Annotated in this window: 16 protein-coding genes and 1 tRNA gene; 3 read left to right on the top strand and 14 right to left on the bottom strand. The window is 38.7% G+C overall.

The window, feature by feature from the left end; all coding sequences use genetic code 11:
• Nucleotides 1-25 precede the first annotated feature (25 nt).
• Together GKD17_RS03165 and GKD17_RS03160 are read right to left on the bottom strand one after the other, a co-directional pair.
• Nucleotides 26-2,923, bottom strand: coding sequence for a TonB-dependent receptor (locus GKD17_RS03165; RefSeq protein WP_007836292.1), 2,898 nt, complete (start codon nt 2,921-2,923; stop codon nt 26-28).
• Between the two features lie 75 nt (nt 2,924-2,998).
• A complete protein-coding gene (locus GKD17_RS03160; protein WP_007845871.1) occupies nt 2,999-3,403 on the bottom strand; it encodes a hypothetical protein in 405 nt (134 codons plus the stop codon).
• Nucleotides 3,404-3,500: 97 nt separating this feature from the next.
• Here GKD17_RS03160 and aroB point away from each other — a divergent pair, with 97 nt between their 5' ends.
• Nucleotides 3,501-4,562 (top strand): 3-dehydroquinate synthase, encoded by a 1,062-nt coding sequence (aroB, locus tag GKD17_RS03155; RefSeq protein ID WP_007836297.1) that lies wholly within the window; start codon nt 3,501-3,503, stop codon nt 4,560-4,562.
• A gap of 272 nt (nt 4,563-4,834) precedes the next feature.
• A complete protein-coding gene (locus GKD17_RS03150; protein WP_007836303.1) occupies nt 4,835-5,695 on the top strand; it encodes an AraC family transcriptional regulator in 861 nt (286 codons plus the stop codon).
• A 403-nt stretch (nt 5,696-6,098) separates the two neighbouring features.
• On the opposite strand, the gene GKD17_RS23140 is transcribed toward GKD17_RS03150, so the two are convergent.
• From GKD17_RS23140 to GKD17_RS03105, 9 genes are all read right to left on the bottom strand, one after another.
• Nucleotides 6,099-6,227, bottom strand: a complete 129-nt coding sequence (locus GKD17_RS23140) for an SEL1-like repeat protein (protein ID WP_227191478.1) — start codon at nt 6,225-6,227, stop codon at nt 6,099-6,101.
• A gap of 107 nt (nt 6,228-6,334) precedes the next feature.
• On the bottom strand, nt 6,335-6,538 hold the full coding sequence (locus GKD17_RS03140) for an SEL1-like repeat protein (protein WP_007836306.1): 204 nt from the start codon (nt 6,536-6,538) through the stop codon (nt 6,335-6,337).
• Between the two features lie 475 nt (nt 6,539-7,013).
• On the bottom strand, nt 7,014-7,334 hold the full coding sequence (locus tag GKD17_RS03135) for a HigA family addiction module antitoxin (RefSeq protein ID WP_007836307.1): 321 nt from the start codon (nt 7,332-7,334) through the stop codon (nt 7,014-7,016).
• A gap of 8 nt (nt 7,335-7,342) precedes the next feature.
• Nucleotides 7,343-7,663, bottom strand: a complete 321-nt coding sequence (locus GKD17_RS03130; protein ID WP_007836308.1) for a type II toxin-antitoxin system RelE/ParE family toxin — start codon at nt 7,661-7,663, stop codon at nt 7,343-7,345.
• A gap of 189 nt (nt 7,664-7,852) precedes the next feature.
• The gene (locus GKD17_RS03125) at nt 7,853-8,026 is read right to left on the bottom strand and encodes a hypothetical protein (RefSeq protein WP_227191524.1); all 174 of its coding nucleotides are present in this window, start codon (nt 8,024-8,026) and stop codon (nt 7,853-7,855) included.
• Between the two features lie 27 nt (nt 8,027-8,053).
• Complete coding sequence (locus GKD17_RS03120; protein WP_007836312.1) at nt 8,054-8,653, bottom strand: hypothetical protein; 600 nt, start codon at nt 8,651-8,653, stop codon at nt 8,054-8,056.
• Between the two features lie 39 nt (nt 8,654-8,692).
• Nucleotides 8,693-8,875, bottom strand: coding sequence for a hypothetical protein (locus GKD17_RS03115; protein WP_007836314.1), 183 nt, complete (start codon nt 8,873-8,875; stop codon nt 8,693-8,695).
• Nucleotides 8,876-8,951: 76 nt separating this feature from the next.
• Entirely contained in the window at nt 8,952-9,719 is a 768-nt protein-coding gene (locus GKD17_RS03110) for a helix-turn-helix domain-containing protein (RefSeq protein WP_007836317.1), read from the bottom strand.
• Nucleotides 9,720-9,721: 2 nt separating this feature from the next.
• Nucleotides 9,722-10,966, bottom strand: coding sequence for a site-specific integrase (locus GKD17_RS03105; protein ID WP_007836322.1), 1,245 nt, complete (start codon nt 10,964-10,966; stop codon nt 9,722-9,724).
• A gap of 479 nt (nt 10,967-11,445) precedes the next feature.
• Between GKD17_RS03105 and GKD17_RS03100 the strand changes: the two genes are divergently transcribed.
• Nucleotides 11,446-11,520, top strand: a tRNA-Pro gene (locus tag GKD17_RS03100).
• Nucleotides 11,521-11,631: 111 nt separating this feature from the next.
• On the opposite strand, the gene GKD17_RS03095 is transcribed toward GKD17_RS03100, so the two are convergent.
• The 3 genes from GKD17_RS03095 to GKD17_RS03085 form a co-directional block, all read right to left on the bottom strand.
• Nucleotides 11,632-12,585: an ISAon1 family transposase gene (locus tag GKD17_RS03095; protein WP_458693040.1), complete on the bottom strand. Its 954-nt coding sequence runs from the start codon at nt 12,583-12,585 to the stop codon at nt 11,632-11,634.
• A 25-nt stretch (nt 12,586-12,610) separates the two neighbouring features.
• Complete coding sequence (locus GKD17_RS03090) at nt 12,611-12,952, bottom strand: ISAon1 family transposase N-terminal region protein (protein ID WP_007843962.1); 342 nt, start codon at nt 12,950-12,952, stop codon at nt 12,611-12,613.
• A 114-nt stretch (nt 12,953-13,066) separates the two neighbouring features.
• Entirely contained in the window at nt 13,067-15,250 is a 2,184-nt protein-coding gene (locus GKD17_RS03085) for a cation:proton antiporter (RefSeq protein ID WP_007836324.1), read from the bottom strand.
• Nucleotides 15,251-15,337 lie beyond the last annotated feature (87 nt).

Genomic DNA, 15,337 nt, shown 5'->3' with positions numbered 1-15,337 from the left:
GGAAAAGATTAAGATATAGTTTCATTTAAAAAGGACGCCGGCCATGTCTTCCTGGACCGGGACCAAAACCGGGACCACCGAATCCCCTATGGCTATTCATCATCTTGTCACGAGCGGCTTTACTTCCAAAAATATTCAGACGATAGATAAAATGCACCATACAGTAACTATTGATACTGTTGTATTCGGTAACCGAACGTACATCTGCAGTCAAAGAACGGCTGATATTGCTCTGTTGTTTTAAAATGTCATACATTTCAAAACTAACAGTTGCTGCTCCCTTCAATAAACTTTGTGCTATTTGGGCATTCCAAATCAGTTCATTATTGTTCAAACTGGCATCATCATATCCTCTACGGGACTGGTTGGTGATATTAGTAGACAATGTCATCTGCCATGGTAGAGTGACATTGGTACTCGCTCCATATGAGAATGTATAAGGATTTTGGTTCTTTTCAGGACGCAGCTTGCTACGTTCCGCTGTATATTCAATAGAACCATTCAATGAAAATTCAAACCAGTCATTCCGATAGGACCCATTCAGATTCTCCGCCAAAGTCAAGCCGGTAGTCGTATTCTTATCATCATGCAATGTTTCCTTATTGTATAAGAACGCTACTTGATTCCGGTAGTTAACACGAGAAAAAGAATTTATAGTAAACTTTTTATTCTTCAAAGCCGAATTAAAACCGAACATACCAAACGCATTCCAGTTTCCATTGATATTCTGAGGAGTTGAAGTAGTACCACCCGTATTCTCATCATATATCGTACTATTACTGATACTATTCTGAGTAGCAGTGAAATTTACATGGGTCATTATCCCACGCTGTTTCTCGGCATTATAAGTGTTATAAAACAAACGCATGGTATGGGCAAACGAAGGCTTCAAACCAGGATTACCCACACGGATATTCAACGGATTGGAATTATCGACAATCGGCAGCAGGTTTTCCATACTAGGCTGACTACTACGCCCACGATAAGTGATACGCAGCTGACTTACCTTAGAGAAGCGATAACGAAAATCCAGATTCGGAGCAAAATTGAATACCGTTCTTGTGGTATCAGTCATGTAATCTCCCTTCTTATAGGACAATTTCGTATTTTGAGGCTGTAAGGACATGCCGGCACTCAACTGATATTTCTCCCGGATAAATCGTAGTCCTAAAGAGATATCATGATTAAAGTATTTATATTCAGCATCCTTACTCAAGCTATCTACATAAGCAGTTTCATAGTCTTCGGGTAATCCGTCATTTATATTCCAAGGATACCCCAAATCATATGTCGATTTATCACTCTTGCTATTCTTATATTGGAATCTATAACTAAATTGCAGGAAAGTAGCCCGTGCTATAGGTTCGCTATAAGTAAATTGTGCTGTATAATTATAATTTTTAGTAGGCATCGTAATGTATTGATTACGATATTCAATGGAGTCCCCTCCTAAATAATTCTTTATCTGATAATAACGGGTTTCCGATTGAGCATACTGATCGCTGTCATCATCTCCATATCCAAACGAACCACGGAATGTAATATTACGTCCTTTATCATTCAGTTTCCGATTCAGCTGTAAAGTTGCATTAGCCGACAAACTATTTGATTTTGACAAATTGTGTTCATTGGTAGCATTAATACGAGTATCCCTTAACGGGTCATCGGTACCTATATTGTTAAAGTTCAGATAATCATTGGGATTTACCACATATTGGTAAGGGTCCTCATTAAAAGTTCCTGATTCTGTTGCCGAAGTCCCTTTTGTTTTATTATAAGAAACATTCGGCCGAAAAATAATATTGGTCATTGAATCGGGACGCCATTCCATACGAAAATCCGCATTGAAATCAGTCACTTTATTACGATCGGCTTTGTTTGAATTGGAATAAGAATCCCCCGACTGCAAAAAACGCTGTGAAGATCCTACTGTTACTACATCCGCATCACGATAGTTGTAACGCATGCTACCTCCCACTTCCATTTTTTCTGTTTCTGTAGCAAAATTCGCTCCTAGCATTTTAGTTGCGTTCAATCCATTGTTACGCCTCCAACGAGGTCCTCCTCCCGAAAATCCCTGATCATTCACATTATTGGCGGAACCAATAATAGAGAATTGAGTTTTATCATAAAAACGGTTAATCATAGCTCTTCCCGCATAACGGTCTTCCGTACCGGCCGCCAAATCCACATTTCCAAACCAACCCTGATTCATCCCCTTCTTTACCGTCAAATCGAGCACTGTTTCCTCCTCACCATCATCAATACCCGTAATGCGTGCCAAATCGGACTTCTTATCATATGTTTTCAGTTTTTCCACCATATCGACTGGCAGATTCTTCAAACCGGTCTTCACATCGCCACCAAAAAACTCTTTGCCGTCTACCATAATCTTTTTTACTTCCTTACCATTGATTTTGATATTACCATCGTCATCTATTTCTGCTCCCGGAAGTTTTTTCACCAACTCTTCCAACATTGCCCCCTCAGGAGTACGATAAGCAGAAGCATTATAACCAATAGTATCTTCTGAAATGGTTACTTGCGGAGCCTCGGCTACAATAACTGCCTCACCCAACATGATAGCATCGGTAGGTAAAGTGACCGTTCCAATATTAACGCTCGGTTTACCAGCTGTCAGCTGCAAAGATTTTTCCTGAGTAAGATAACCTACAAATGAAATTTTAAGTACATATTTTCCCGGACGGGCGGCAATAGAGAATACTCCGTTGTTATTGGTAACATTTCCTACCACCATTGTACTATCGGGTAGAGAAAGTAATTGTACGGTAGCTTGTCCAACCGGGCTTTTATCATCACCATCAATCACAGATCCCGTCACGGTTATGCGCTTGCCACTTTGCGCCCAAGAGAGAGTTGCACAGGTACATACCAGTAACAACAATAATATTAACTTCTTCATTTTTTTCCTTGAAATTTTAATGCCTAATGTCCTTTGGACACTCTTGTCAACAAAAGGTTTAACGGAAAAATGTATTTATTTCTTAAATAATCGGTCAACCCGGCTTTTTTGTACGCCAAATTCCAGACAAATAACATTAAAAGCCATATAAACTATAGCAATGGAATTATCCGCTTCTTCCAGATTTCCATTATATACTCCTCTGACCAACATTACAATATAATAAATGCCCAGCAAATAAATAGCATAACAAATAGCCTTGACACGTATTCGGGAAATCTTCTCATTCTCATCCTTCACTTTTGCCAAGAAGATCATAAACAGAGAAAACCAGATAAGTAACTTGATAGAAGCCTTTGTAAACAACAAGTTACTATCATTTATCATGCCAAACATAAACATGAGCAACGGTACGAAAACAGACAACAACAGAACAACATATCCCATCGTCCTACAATAAACCGGTAAAATTCCTTTCATTATTTTATATTTTAACGTACAAAAGTAATTATTTGTAAGCAAAGAACGGTCATCTTTTTGCTTTTTTACCTAAATTTGCAGGCAAATAATAGAAAATATGAGTAAACAAGAAGTTATTATCTGCCATAACTTAGAAGAAAATCTCAATAAGGCAATAACCCAATGCCCACATGACAAATTATTTGTCTTGGCTGATGAACATACGCGTAAACTTTGCATTCCTGTTTTATCTGGATTTGATTGTATTAAAAATGCCCATTTTATTTATATAGGGGCCGAAGATGTGCACAAAAACTTGGAAACATTGGCATATGTATGGAAAGAGTTGGGAGATAAAGGCGCAAGCCGTCATTCGTTACTTATCAATTTAGGTGGAGGGATGGTTACAGATTTAGGAGGATTCGCCGCATCAACTTTCAAACGAGGGATCAAATATATCAATATTCCTACCACGCTACTGGCTATGGTTGATGCATCTGTAGGAGGCAAGACCGGAATCAATTTCAACGGATTAAAGAATGAGATCGGAGTCTTCTCCCCTGCCGAAAGTGTATTGATTGACGCTGATTTTCTAAAATCACTGGATCTTCGAAATCTATTGTCCGGATACGCTGAAATGTTGAAACATGGTCTTATCAGCACCCATGATCATTGGATAGAATTGCTGAGATTTGACTTCAACAATATAGATTACAAGGTCTTACAGACTTTAGTCGGAAAATCTGTACAGATTAAAGAAAATATAGTGGAACAGGACCCTTTTGAAAGAGGAATCCGCAAAGCTTTAAATCTGGGACACACCGTAGGGCATGCTTTCGAAAGTCTGGCATTAGAGACACAGCATCCTATATTACATGGTTACGCTGTGGCATGGGGGATAGTTTGTGAACTTTATTTCTCCCACATCAAAACAGGTTTTCCCAAAGACAAGCTACGTCAAACCATCTTGTTCATCAAAGAACATTATGGAGTTATGCCTTTTGATTGCAAACAATATGAACGCCTCTATGAATTCATGAAACATGATAAGAAGAACTCAGCAGGCATCATTAATTTCACCCTATTAACTGAAATAGGAGATATACAGATTAACCAATCGGCAAGTAAAGACGAAATTTTTGAAATGCTGGATTTTTATCGTGAATCCATGGGTTGCTGATCCCCCTTTAAACAGATGGAAAGATTGTACAATCTTTCCATCTGTCCGATACAATAAAAAACATCTTTTATTTATCCCCAATTATGCTCAGACAAACTTTTAACAATCAAGAAATTAGAGTATTTATGATATATTAGTTAAAAAACCAAGCTTATCATTTAAAAAAGACAAATACAAAGTGCTTTTTTTCCGTAAAATTGTTCCTAAACACCATTGATCAACTTTTCAATGCTTCAGAAATCCTATTTTTGCACTATAATTGGTTGGTATAAATGTTATATAAGGAATTTGAAAAGAATAGAGAAGATATATTAGAGAATGAATTTTGCATGCAATCTGATGCATCAACATTGCCCATTACAGATTGCCCCTCTTATACCCCTATATGTACTATTGGAATCTGTATACAAGGAAATGCTAAAATAAGAATGGATTCTCAAGAATATACTATACATCCACATGATGTTTTTGTCTTTATGCCGGGATTGCTAGTCTCAGTCATAGAGACAAGTCCTAATTTCACAACAAACTATTTTACACTTTCAAACACATTTTTCTATGATGTAATAAAAACTATCAGAAGTTTTTCTCCTCAATTTTTCTCTTACATGAAATCTCGTTTCCTTTATCCCTTGCCGGAACAAGAGATGCAGTATTTCATGAATTATTATGCATTACTGAAGAGTCGGAGCAAACTTCCCAAAAGTTTTTCCAGAGAAGCAATTATAGCTCTGCTAAGAATTATATTCCTAGATTTATATAATGACTTTGAAAATTATATCAATCATAGAAATAATACAAGTACAACACGTAAAGAAGATTTAACACATAGATTCTACACGCTAATGATGGATAACTACAGAGAACATAAAGAGGTTATCTTTTATGCCGACAAACTTCATGTTTCTTCCAAATATTTGTCTGAAGTAGTTAAAGAAACCAGTGGAAAATCTCCTAAGGACTGGATTATAGATTATTCATTACTGGAGATAAAAGAATTATTGAAAAACAGTTCTCTTAATATTCAGGAAATAACAATCAGAACTAAGTTCCTGAACCAGTCTGCTTTAGGTCGTTTTTTTAAAAGACACACCAATATGTCTCCCTCTGAATATAGGGAATCGACTTATTAGTTTTATCAATACCTTGCATAAAAAGATGTACTTTTAATGTAAAAAAGTACAGAGAATATTTGCAAATACAAAAAAGCCGTACCTTTGCATCCGCAATTCGGGATGTAGCCCAGCCCGGTTAGAGTACGCGTCTGGGGAAATTGAATAAGATTACCGATAATAAAATTACAATAATATATAAATCAAGGAGTTAAATAAATACTTAACTCCTTATTTTTTACCTGCGGATACCTTACGAATAAGGTTTTCGGGAAACTTGGCTTATTTTATCCGACTATTGCCTTTTATTATGCGGATTTTGCATTATTGCATTGAAGAATTTTCCAAATACATTAAATAAGTGGTAAAGCAAATAATCACCTCCTCTCTGCTTATTGTTCAGTCACCACAAAAGGCTCTTCTTTTAAGGCTGAAATAGCATAGCAGCAGTACACCCTAAATTCGCAGACTCACGATATAATCTTATCGCCTCGTCTTTGTCTTTAGACACTCCCCATAAACCGTTTTCATGAGCCTTACCTAACAAATACATTGCATAGGGAATTTCCAATTGGCTCATAAACACCAACAGACTAACACCTCTATATTCATTTAGAGGTGTTCCTCCAAACCATATAAGAATAAATTTATAGCTTCCCACTATACAATTTCATCACTGGGGTTTGTCATTGACGCACACACAAAGAGTTCGGCAGCTTTTAAAGGGTCTGGCTTCAAATCCCATGCTCCTACTTTATACAGATATCCACTTATCATTTGTGACTCAGAATGCCCCAAATCTGTAGCCTGTTGAAAATAAAAGAGTACTCTTCGGGTATCTTGAGGAATTTTTGTGCCATTCATGTACTACTTTCCTAACTCAAATGCAGCATCCTTATCCGTATTAGCCTGTTTCATTAACGACAAAAGATATTCAGAATCTAATGCCTGTACTTCCTTGTTTTCCATAATCTCATTTTTTAATATTATAACTTACTTATGTATATCACTAACTATTTTACAATAACACGCTGATATACAATTAGGGGCATCACGTATAAGATAACTATTCCAACACAAATACAATTGATTTCTCATACCAAACTTTTTATAAGTTGCATGAATATAACGAAGAATTTATGACCGAGATTTAAATATTTGTGCTAATTTTTATTGGATTACTGATTTTCAATCTATTAAACAAGTATTTTCGAGTACAAAGGAACTCTTTTTTACACTCTTAGAGGAGTAAACAATAAGGGTGGAGCAGCTTGCCCCACCTTATCTTAAATACCTCGTTAAAAACTTTATTTCTATAATATCATACCAAGAACTGTTTTCAAAACACGGCAGCTATTTTCTTTATATTGTTTAGCTTTTCACGCAAGGAGTTATTCTTTCGTGCTACCTGTATATTATAATCCGTTTGCATTCTTACAAGCAAATCGGCATTGACACCCAAAGCCGCCTCTAAAAACAAGGCAAATTCGGTAGTTATCGGACGTTTTGCATTTAATGTTTCATTTAAGGCAGAATAAGACAAGCCAAATCTCTTTGCAAAGTCTTTTTGCCTTATGCCTCTACATTCCAATTCTTCCTTTATCAATTCACCCGGATGATAGGGACGGAATGACTGCAAATTATTTGTTGCTATACCCATAGTTCCTCCTATTTATAATGATTTGTAATGTCTATCAAAGAACAGACTTCTATGATTGTTTGATTACCCGCATTGGTGATTTCCTTAAATTCCAATCTGTATTGGTCATTGATGCGTAAAGAAGAAAGTCCTTTTTTATCACCTTTCAACTTTTCATAGTTTAAAGACCTATACTGATATAAATCTTCCATTCGAGAGGCATTTAGTAGAGCTTTGACACACTTCAAATAACCATTGACTATTTGAGGTTGGAAACGATGCTTCTTATCATTAGTTTTTCCTTTTTCATAAAGTTCTGCCAAATATTCCTTTTCAAATTCTACGTTCATATAACCGTTCTTTGATGACACAAAGATAACACATATTTGCACAATTCGCAATATTAGCGAATTATTTTTATATCCTACCGAGTACTTTTATTGTGTTAGATAAGTTTTTGGCCGTGCACGCCCAATAGACACCTCATTTAAAAGATAAGGCTTGGTAATCATCTGAAGAATAAACTTAGGAAGTGAAGTTTACACTCTCTGATGATTACCAAGTCTTATTTGAATAAGAAGAGGATTAACAGCGGTATTGAATATTCGTCGTTCCTCCGCGATGCCCATCCTGTCTGCCGACTGCTCCAACAGCCAAGCAAGATATTGTTCTATTTTGCCTGTCAGTTCCAAGGTCAGGTTAGGGAGAGCCAAATGTTTTTTGCCCCACTCCAACGCTTCCTAGATTTTCTTTTGAATTTGCCTACGTAGGACACGGTCGGCTGGCTGCGGATTTGTCCGAAGTTTAAAAAGGACGTGCTTTACATAATAAGACAGGTTTTGGTCGGCATTTGCTATACAAATGCACCACTTGGCAAAGTCCTTGGCGCTCTCAAAAATACGGTAATCCGCATCCCAACAATCATTAGGCAGTTTCACCATATCCTCATAATATCCAAACCACTCTGCAACCAGCGTCCAAAACACCTGTTTACTCCAAAGTTCCTCTGCTACTATATCCCTGCCAAACAACCTACTCAGTCCTTTGGTGCTAAATGTCACCTCATACCTCAATAAGTTCTTTGGCAAGTTCTCTCTTCCATATTTAGGCAGTTCACGCTTCTTCTTCGTTTCCTGTATTTTGTCATAAAACTTGCAACGCACTTCCCCGTTATCCATATATTTAGTACCACTCCAACCATTAGGTCTAAATGCTTTCATAGCATCCAACTTCTGCATATACATAATAGGAGGCTCTGTCATGCTAAAGTTATGTGCAAACTCCGCAGACTCCACCACTGCCTTATACATGGGCACACCCAAATCCTTACTTAACCTCATATAAGTCCCTCTACTTCCTTTAATGATAAGGTCTTTAGGTTATGTTTTCATAGACATGCCCTCGAATGACACATACGTGTCTATAACTATGACTCTACGTCCAAGCCAATACCCCTTACCACCTGTACCATTGGCAAAATAGTCAACTGTACGTTGCAGGACTGTTTGCCAGTTGTACCCTATTGGCAGGTCATATAGCATTAATTTGATTTTGTCATACATGGCTGTGAGATTGGAATGTATATAGAAAGTTATACATAATAAAGCATATTAACTATTTACGGAGCCGTGCAGCCAACTAGCTTTCCATTCGTTTTATAAATTCGTCCTTGGTTTCCTGCTTTCGGGCAGTCATCCACGCTACGATTTCGTCACGCTTGAACACAAGTTTGCGTCCGTTTGTCCCGGAACGATGACAAGGTATTTCACGGGTACGGGTCCACTTGTAAATAGTATCCTTTGCATAATTCGTAAGTTCACAATAAAGTGTAATGTCAAACACTTCGGGATAATCCTCTATCCGTTTTGGCTCTCTTTTGGCATTCTGTGGTTCGGTTTCAGGTGTCGTTGGTACTGTTCCCAGCATGGAAACAATGACTGCCCGCAACGACCTTATTTGAGCCAGAGCGTAATATTCCCATTGCTGTTGCAAAAACTCCATGTCGTGAAACAGCCATGCACTCTCTATCGCATCACGGTGGTGTTCATTGATAAAGCCGTATTGGGCTATGGAATCATACAGGAAATCTGCAACCAAACCTGTTTTGCCCTCTTTTTGTAAATAGGTTTCCTCGTTATAGATGTCTTCCAACTCTTGACTATCCATGTTCAGTTTGCCTTGTCGGACAGCTGATAACTTTTCATCATAAGTGGATATGAAGAAACCGTTCCGCCATTGGTTTATAGCCTCATCTACCTCATTTAAAGCCTGTTTTAGCTTTGTCTTATTACCTTTCGTCAGTCTTTTTACATAGGTGCGCAACCATTCCTCATGCGCAAAACGGGCTTCCCCTTTGGGAGACTTGTCTATCAAGTCGCCCAAAGGCATATTTATTGTCATACTCATAATTAAAGGATTTTAGCTACTCTGTCTAATACACTTGTTGAAAAACTGTCAAAATATACATTTGTCGTTGTAAGATTACGATGCCCCAACGCTTGGCTGGTAAATTCACGGGGGACATCATTGCCTTGTAAGGTCATGGCCATCGTATGACGGCTGACATAGGTGGTCAGGTTCATACGGATATGAAGCAATTTGCCCAATTGCTTTAAACCGTCATTTATACGTTTGTAACGGCTGCGGATATGGTCATACAGTTGCTTCCCCTCATAATCCCTTGTTATTATTGGCAGCAAATAGTCGCCTGTCAAAGTAGTATTTGCCTTAAACCACTCCAACTGCTCTCTTATGGCAGGAGTTACAGGTATCGTTATAGGCTTTACATTTTTAGCGTTTTGTGTCTTTTGCCTTTTGTAAACGATGTGCTCCTCTGCCCCAAAAGTATTGATATTGTTTTTAGTCAGCATGGCTTCGTCTATAAAACTCATACCGAAACATAAATAGGAAAACAGGAATACCCTACGGGATAACTCCAACACAGGATTTTGTTGAGGCGAGTTTTTTATCAACTCCAAATCATGTGGTGAAAGGTAGCGCTTGGCTGTTTCCTCTGCCAGCTTACCGATTTCAAAGCCACCCTTACCGAAAGGATAGGTATTTAATGAGGCTTCACGTTCTTTTATCGCCTTGTTTATAACCGCCCTCAATGTTTTGAGGTAGTATTTACGGGTGTTTCCGCAACAGCCGTCTTTTTCCATTTCAAGGTTAAACCGATTGATATACTTCACGTCCAACTCCGAAAACAGCCGTTCCTCAATCTTGTCGTCATACTTTGCCAGCATGTGCAAGGTACGTTCATAGACTTTTGCGTTACCGATATGCCGTGTGGCTTTTAAGTTTTCCACCTGTCGCATAAAGTAGTCGTAAACCTTGCCCTGCTTTGACATACCAAGAAACTCCTCCTCGAACTGGTTAAGCGTCCAGTTTATCCGTTCCTCCATGAACTTTTGCAGGATTTCATCTTTCCGGACTTCATAACGGTTCAGCAACGCATTGTAATTTTCGTAGTTAGGATTGACACGCTTGTCTTTTTTAAATCGGGATGCCTGTTCATCCCATTGACCTTTCGTTGCCGACAGTTGTAAGTCGATGTACTTTGTTTTGTCCTCTTTTGCTACCCTTAAACAGACGGGGCAGCTTCCGTCTTTTCTAATGTTGCTCTTAAAGAGCGTAATTTTAAATCTTGCCATAGCAAATTAATTTTAAATTAGCTACGAAATTATTTAGGGCATCCTCAACGGATGCATCGCAAAGATATGTAATTTCGATGATTAAAACTATATCATTGCAATAGCTCAACAAGGAAGGTTCCTTAAAACATTGCGAAATTGGGACAGACTTTAACCTACATTAACTTTATAATCTGTTTGCATCCTAATTGTGCATCCTGTTTTTCGATTAAGGTTTGATTAAGGTTCCGGGATGATTTGAAACTCTTTATTGCTATAAGTCGAGGCTTTCTGCATATATTTTGTACTATGTAGGATACTAAACAGCCTCCGAAACAGTCTTGGAGTTATTTTGAATATTGTCTAAATAATAGTTTTTAATATGACCATATTGCATTAATAACAAGCTATATACGATAATCATAGAAGATGCTCACTTGTATTTTTACAGCGATTTATTTGCAGATTAAAAATAAAGCACTACCTTTGCATCCGCAATTCGGGGTGTAGCTCAGCCCGGTTAGAGTACGCGTCTGGGGGGCGTGTGGTCGCTGGTTCGAATCCAGTCACCCCGACTGGAAGAAAGCATTGATAATCTGATGATTGTCAATGCTTTTTGCTTTTTAGACAATTCTCGTAACTATGGCAGTTTGGGGGTCAACGTAAAAACCTGAGGGATTCATAGATTAAGCATAAATTTTAGTCAGTCTGAATAGAAAGAAAGTCCTGTCCTTTACTCCTCTGAACTGTGTTCTGAAGTCCTTGATTTTGGCATTGAACGATTCGGAAGCTGCGTTGGTGGAACGCCTGTCGAAAAAGTTGACGATTTCCAGATAATGTGTCTGTATGGAACGTATTACCCTTCCGAACGCAAGAAAGCCGGACTTTTCAACTTCGTCATACCATCTGGCAAGTCTTGTCAGAGCGGTGTCCTTGTGCTTGCACTGGTGATATATCAACCCGAGCCTCATGGAAAGATAGTATGCCTTCTTCAGGTCGGGATATTCCCTGAAGAGGATACCGGCACGTATGCGTTGGGATTCAGTCCATAATGACTCTTTTTTATACAGCAGATAGATACTGCGGGCGAGCAATTGCTTGCGCGAATCCCCGTTCTCAAAGGTCGGGGCATGGTATATCTTCCCGCACGCCTTTGCGTATGCGATCTGTATTGATTCCTTGTCCAAAGCCTCCCAGCGTGCCTTCACGCGCATTTCCTGTAAAGCTTCAAAAGCCAGCTTCTGCACATGGAAACGGTCAGTAACACGGCGTGCCGCAGGAAAGCAGACACGGGCGATCTGTTCCATATTAGGAGCCATATCCATAGTGATTTCCCTTACCTGAAACCGTCTGCGCCGGGAGAGACGGAGCAATACGGAGGTGACACTCCTTACATCTGTACCTTTTACAATGGCGATGATGCTGCCTGAACGGCCTGTCTTTTCCTTGTTTATGAGGATAGTATAGAGCTCACCACGCGAAAGGCAGACTTCATCTATACCCACATAGGCCCCTATATTCTTCTCAAAGAGAAGCCAGTCCCCGGCATGAGGAAGAGACTCCCATTTCAGATAACCGCTCAAGTGGTTGCGGTATTGACGTTCAAGAAGCTCACTGTCCACACCGAACAGGGTTCCCAGCAGCTTACAACTGACAGGAAGCGTATCAATATAATTCTTTTAAAAAAGACGCAAACTCATGCGTCATACGGCTGCCTTCCGCTACCAGTTTCCAGTTACGGCTTACGTAACGCCCCTCGTCTTTCAAAATCCACCGGCGCCGGCGGATATTCAGGAAAAGATTCTTGCCACGGATGGGGAAGTCCCGGACTACTACAGGGTCGTAGAAGCCTTTGCTTTCCACTTTGACAGTCGAATATTCACCGGGAAGCTCATTTTTCTCTTCCAGGTAAATCACGATTTCACTACTGCTTTCCTTTACATCGGAAATGTTGAAATAATCCAAGGTACCTTCGGGAAGAAGGAGACGGTAACCGTTAGTTTCCATAATCGCTGATGATTCGTTTGTTTCACACAAAGATAGGATTTTATCGGATATACCCCTCAGGATTTTACGTTGACCCCAGTTTGGCGGGATGGTTGAAAACGGCTCAGTTTCTTTTTAAGATGCATCCTTCATGACCAATAAAGAAGGAAGCGCTTTAAAGACTTTTTCATTGGCAGCAATCCCCACACAAGTATCATAGCTTAAAATAAGCAATCCATGAATTATCGGCAATACCAAATCCTCTATTTCAACCAAAGGATACAGATGTACCCTATTTGCATACTGCTTATTTATCTTATATATTTGTCCTACATATTCTTCACTTCCACTGCTGAAATAATATAAATGAATAAAACTCCCTCCATCTTCCAATAAACGACGCACATAAGTGAAAAGAAAACTATCCATACTTCCATTTATCAATACAGCCACTTCATCTCCATTACGATAGTCACGATTTACAAAGATAGCAACAGGACAAGAAGCATGCTCTAACACATCATCCACTTTTTTACGAAACAAACCAAAAAAAGAAGTCATCGACTTTTCACCGTCAGTCATAAAGCGAGGCCCTGCGCCTAACAACAAAATATCCGGTGACTCCGCTTCTACAGTGGAAATCATATCAGATACCAAATTATCAGTTACTCTATAACGCTTCTCTATATGTATATTCAAGTGCTCTGCCTGTTTATCAACAGGAATAAAACTTTCTTCAAAAAATTGCTCAACACTAGTAGGATTCACATCGGTACCCGTTGTATAATGAGCTGCAATTACCTGATGATAAGAAAGTTGTTTTCCAAAGAGTAATTTGTATACCGATAATAGCTTACCACCTGTTTCGGGACGTCCAAAGAACAAAAGCAATTTTCGTTGCAAAACCGTTTTTTGTTCTCTTACTGCAAAGCCCCATTCGACTAAATTTAATAAAGGTGTCGTCATAAAAGTCGTAACCAAAGCCATTATGATAAGAATAACAAAGATAGATGGAGGAAGTACCCCCAACTCATAACCGATATTCAATGCCACCAATTCCATCAATCCACGGGTATTCATCAAAGTACCTATGGTGAAACTATCTTTCCAAGACTCACCCACCAAACGGGAGGCCACAGCACATCCACCAAATTTTCCGACAACCGCTACAGTAATCAATAACAGGCATACACACCATAATTCCGGCGTATTAATTAATCCTATCTGTGTGCGTAATCCTGTAAAAGCAAAAAATAACGGTAGAAAAAAAACCAATGCTATATCCTCAACCTTCTCCATCATTACCTTACGGAAACCAAAATTAGAAGGCATGACTACACCCGCCATAAAAGCACCAAACAAAGCATGAATCCCCAAAATTTCCGTAATAGCCGCCGATACAATCAAAACCAAAAAAATAAAACTGACAAAGGTCTTGTTTATAACTTCTTTATTGGAATAAAGTGTACCGATTTTCTTTAAAAACGGACGAACAACAACAAACATCACAGCTATATAGACAAATGTAAGAAGAACTGTATACAAAGCACCTCCCAACGTTCCTGCTTTTGTAATAGCAATGACAACCGCCAACAAACACCAAGCTGTCACATCATCATTGGCTGCAGATGCTATCGTAAGAATTCCTACAGGTTTCCGTGTCATATTCCGTTCTTGAATAATACGGGCCAAAACCGGAAAAGCGGTAATACTCATAGATATACCAATAAATAAAGCAAATGGAAGAAATGCTGTTTGCTGGGAAGCATATTCCTCATATACCCAGTAAGAAGCCAACATTCCCAAGAAGAAAGGTACCAAAATTCCTGCATGACTAATAACTAATGTTTCATTTATCTTATTTTTCAATACTCCGAAATCAACCTCCATTCCAATAACAAACATAAATAGTACCAACCCTAACTGACTGATAAGTTCCAGATTAGTCAAAGAATCCGGTTGAAACAAAAAGCCGAAAAACTCAGGATAAAGAGATCCCAGCAGGGAAGGCCCCAAGACAATTCCTGCCACTATCTCACCTATCACTCCCGGTTGCCCTATATAGCGGAATGCAGACGCAAAAATACGAACCGCAATCAATACAACTATAATTTGAATGAGTAAAATGGAAAAAGGATGCTCCAGATTATCAAGTAATATAGTTTTAAACATAGTAAAAGCATCATCACCTGCTGTCGCTGGCTTTATAGATGACAAATGCAAAAAACGCTCACCACCTGCTATAGCGGTATAAATCAACCCTCCGAATATCAATAGCATCATCAAGTAAATAAAGTAGTTTTTACGTGCCTTTCTCATACTCGTTATACAGAAATAATATTAATGAAAATATAACAAATAAAGCTGTTAAAGAGTTCATCAACCAAAAACCTTTTTCATACCTTT

It is taken from the genome of Phocaeicola dorei, from assembly GCF_013009555.1.
GTDB lineage: Bacteria > Bacteroidota > Bacteroidia > Bacteroidales > Bacteroidaceae > Phocaeicola > Phocaeicola dorei.
This window is presented reverse-complemented; position numbering and strand designations above follow the sequence as displayed.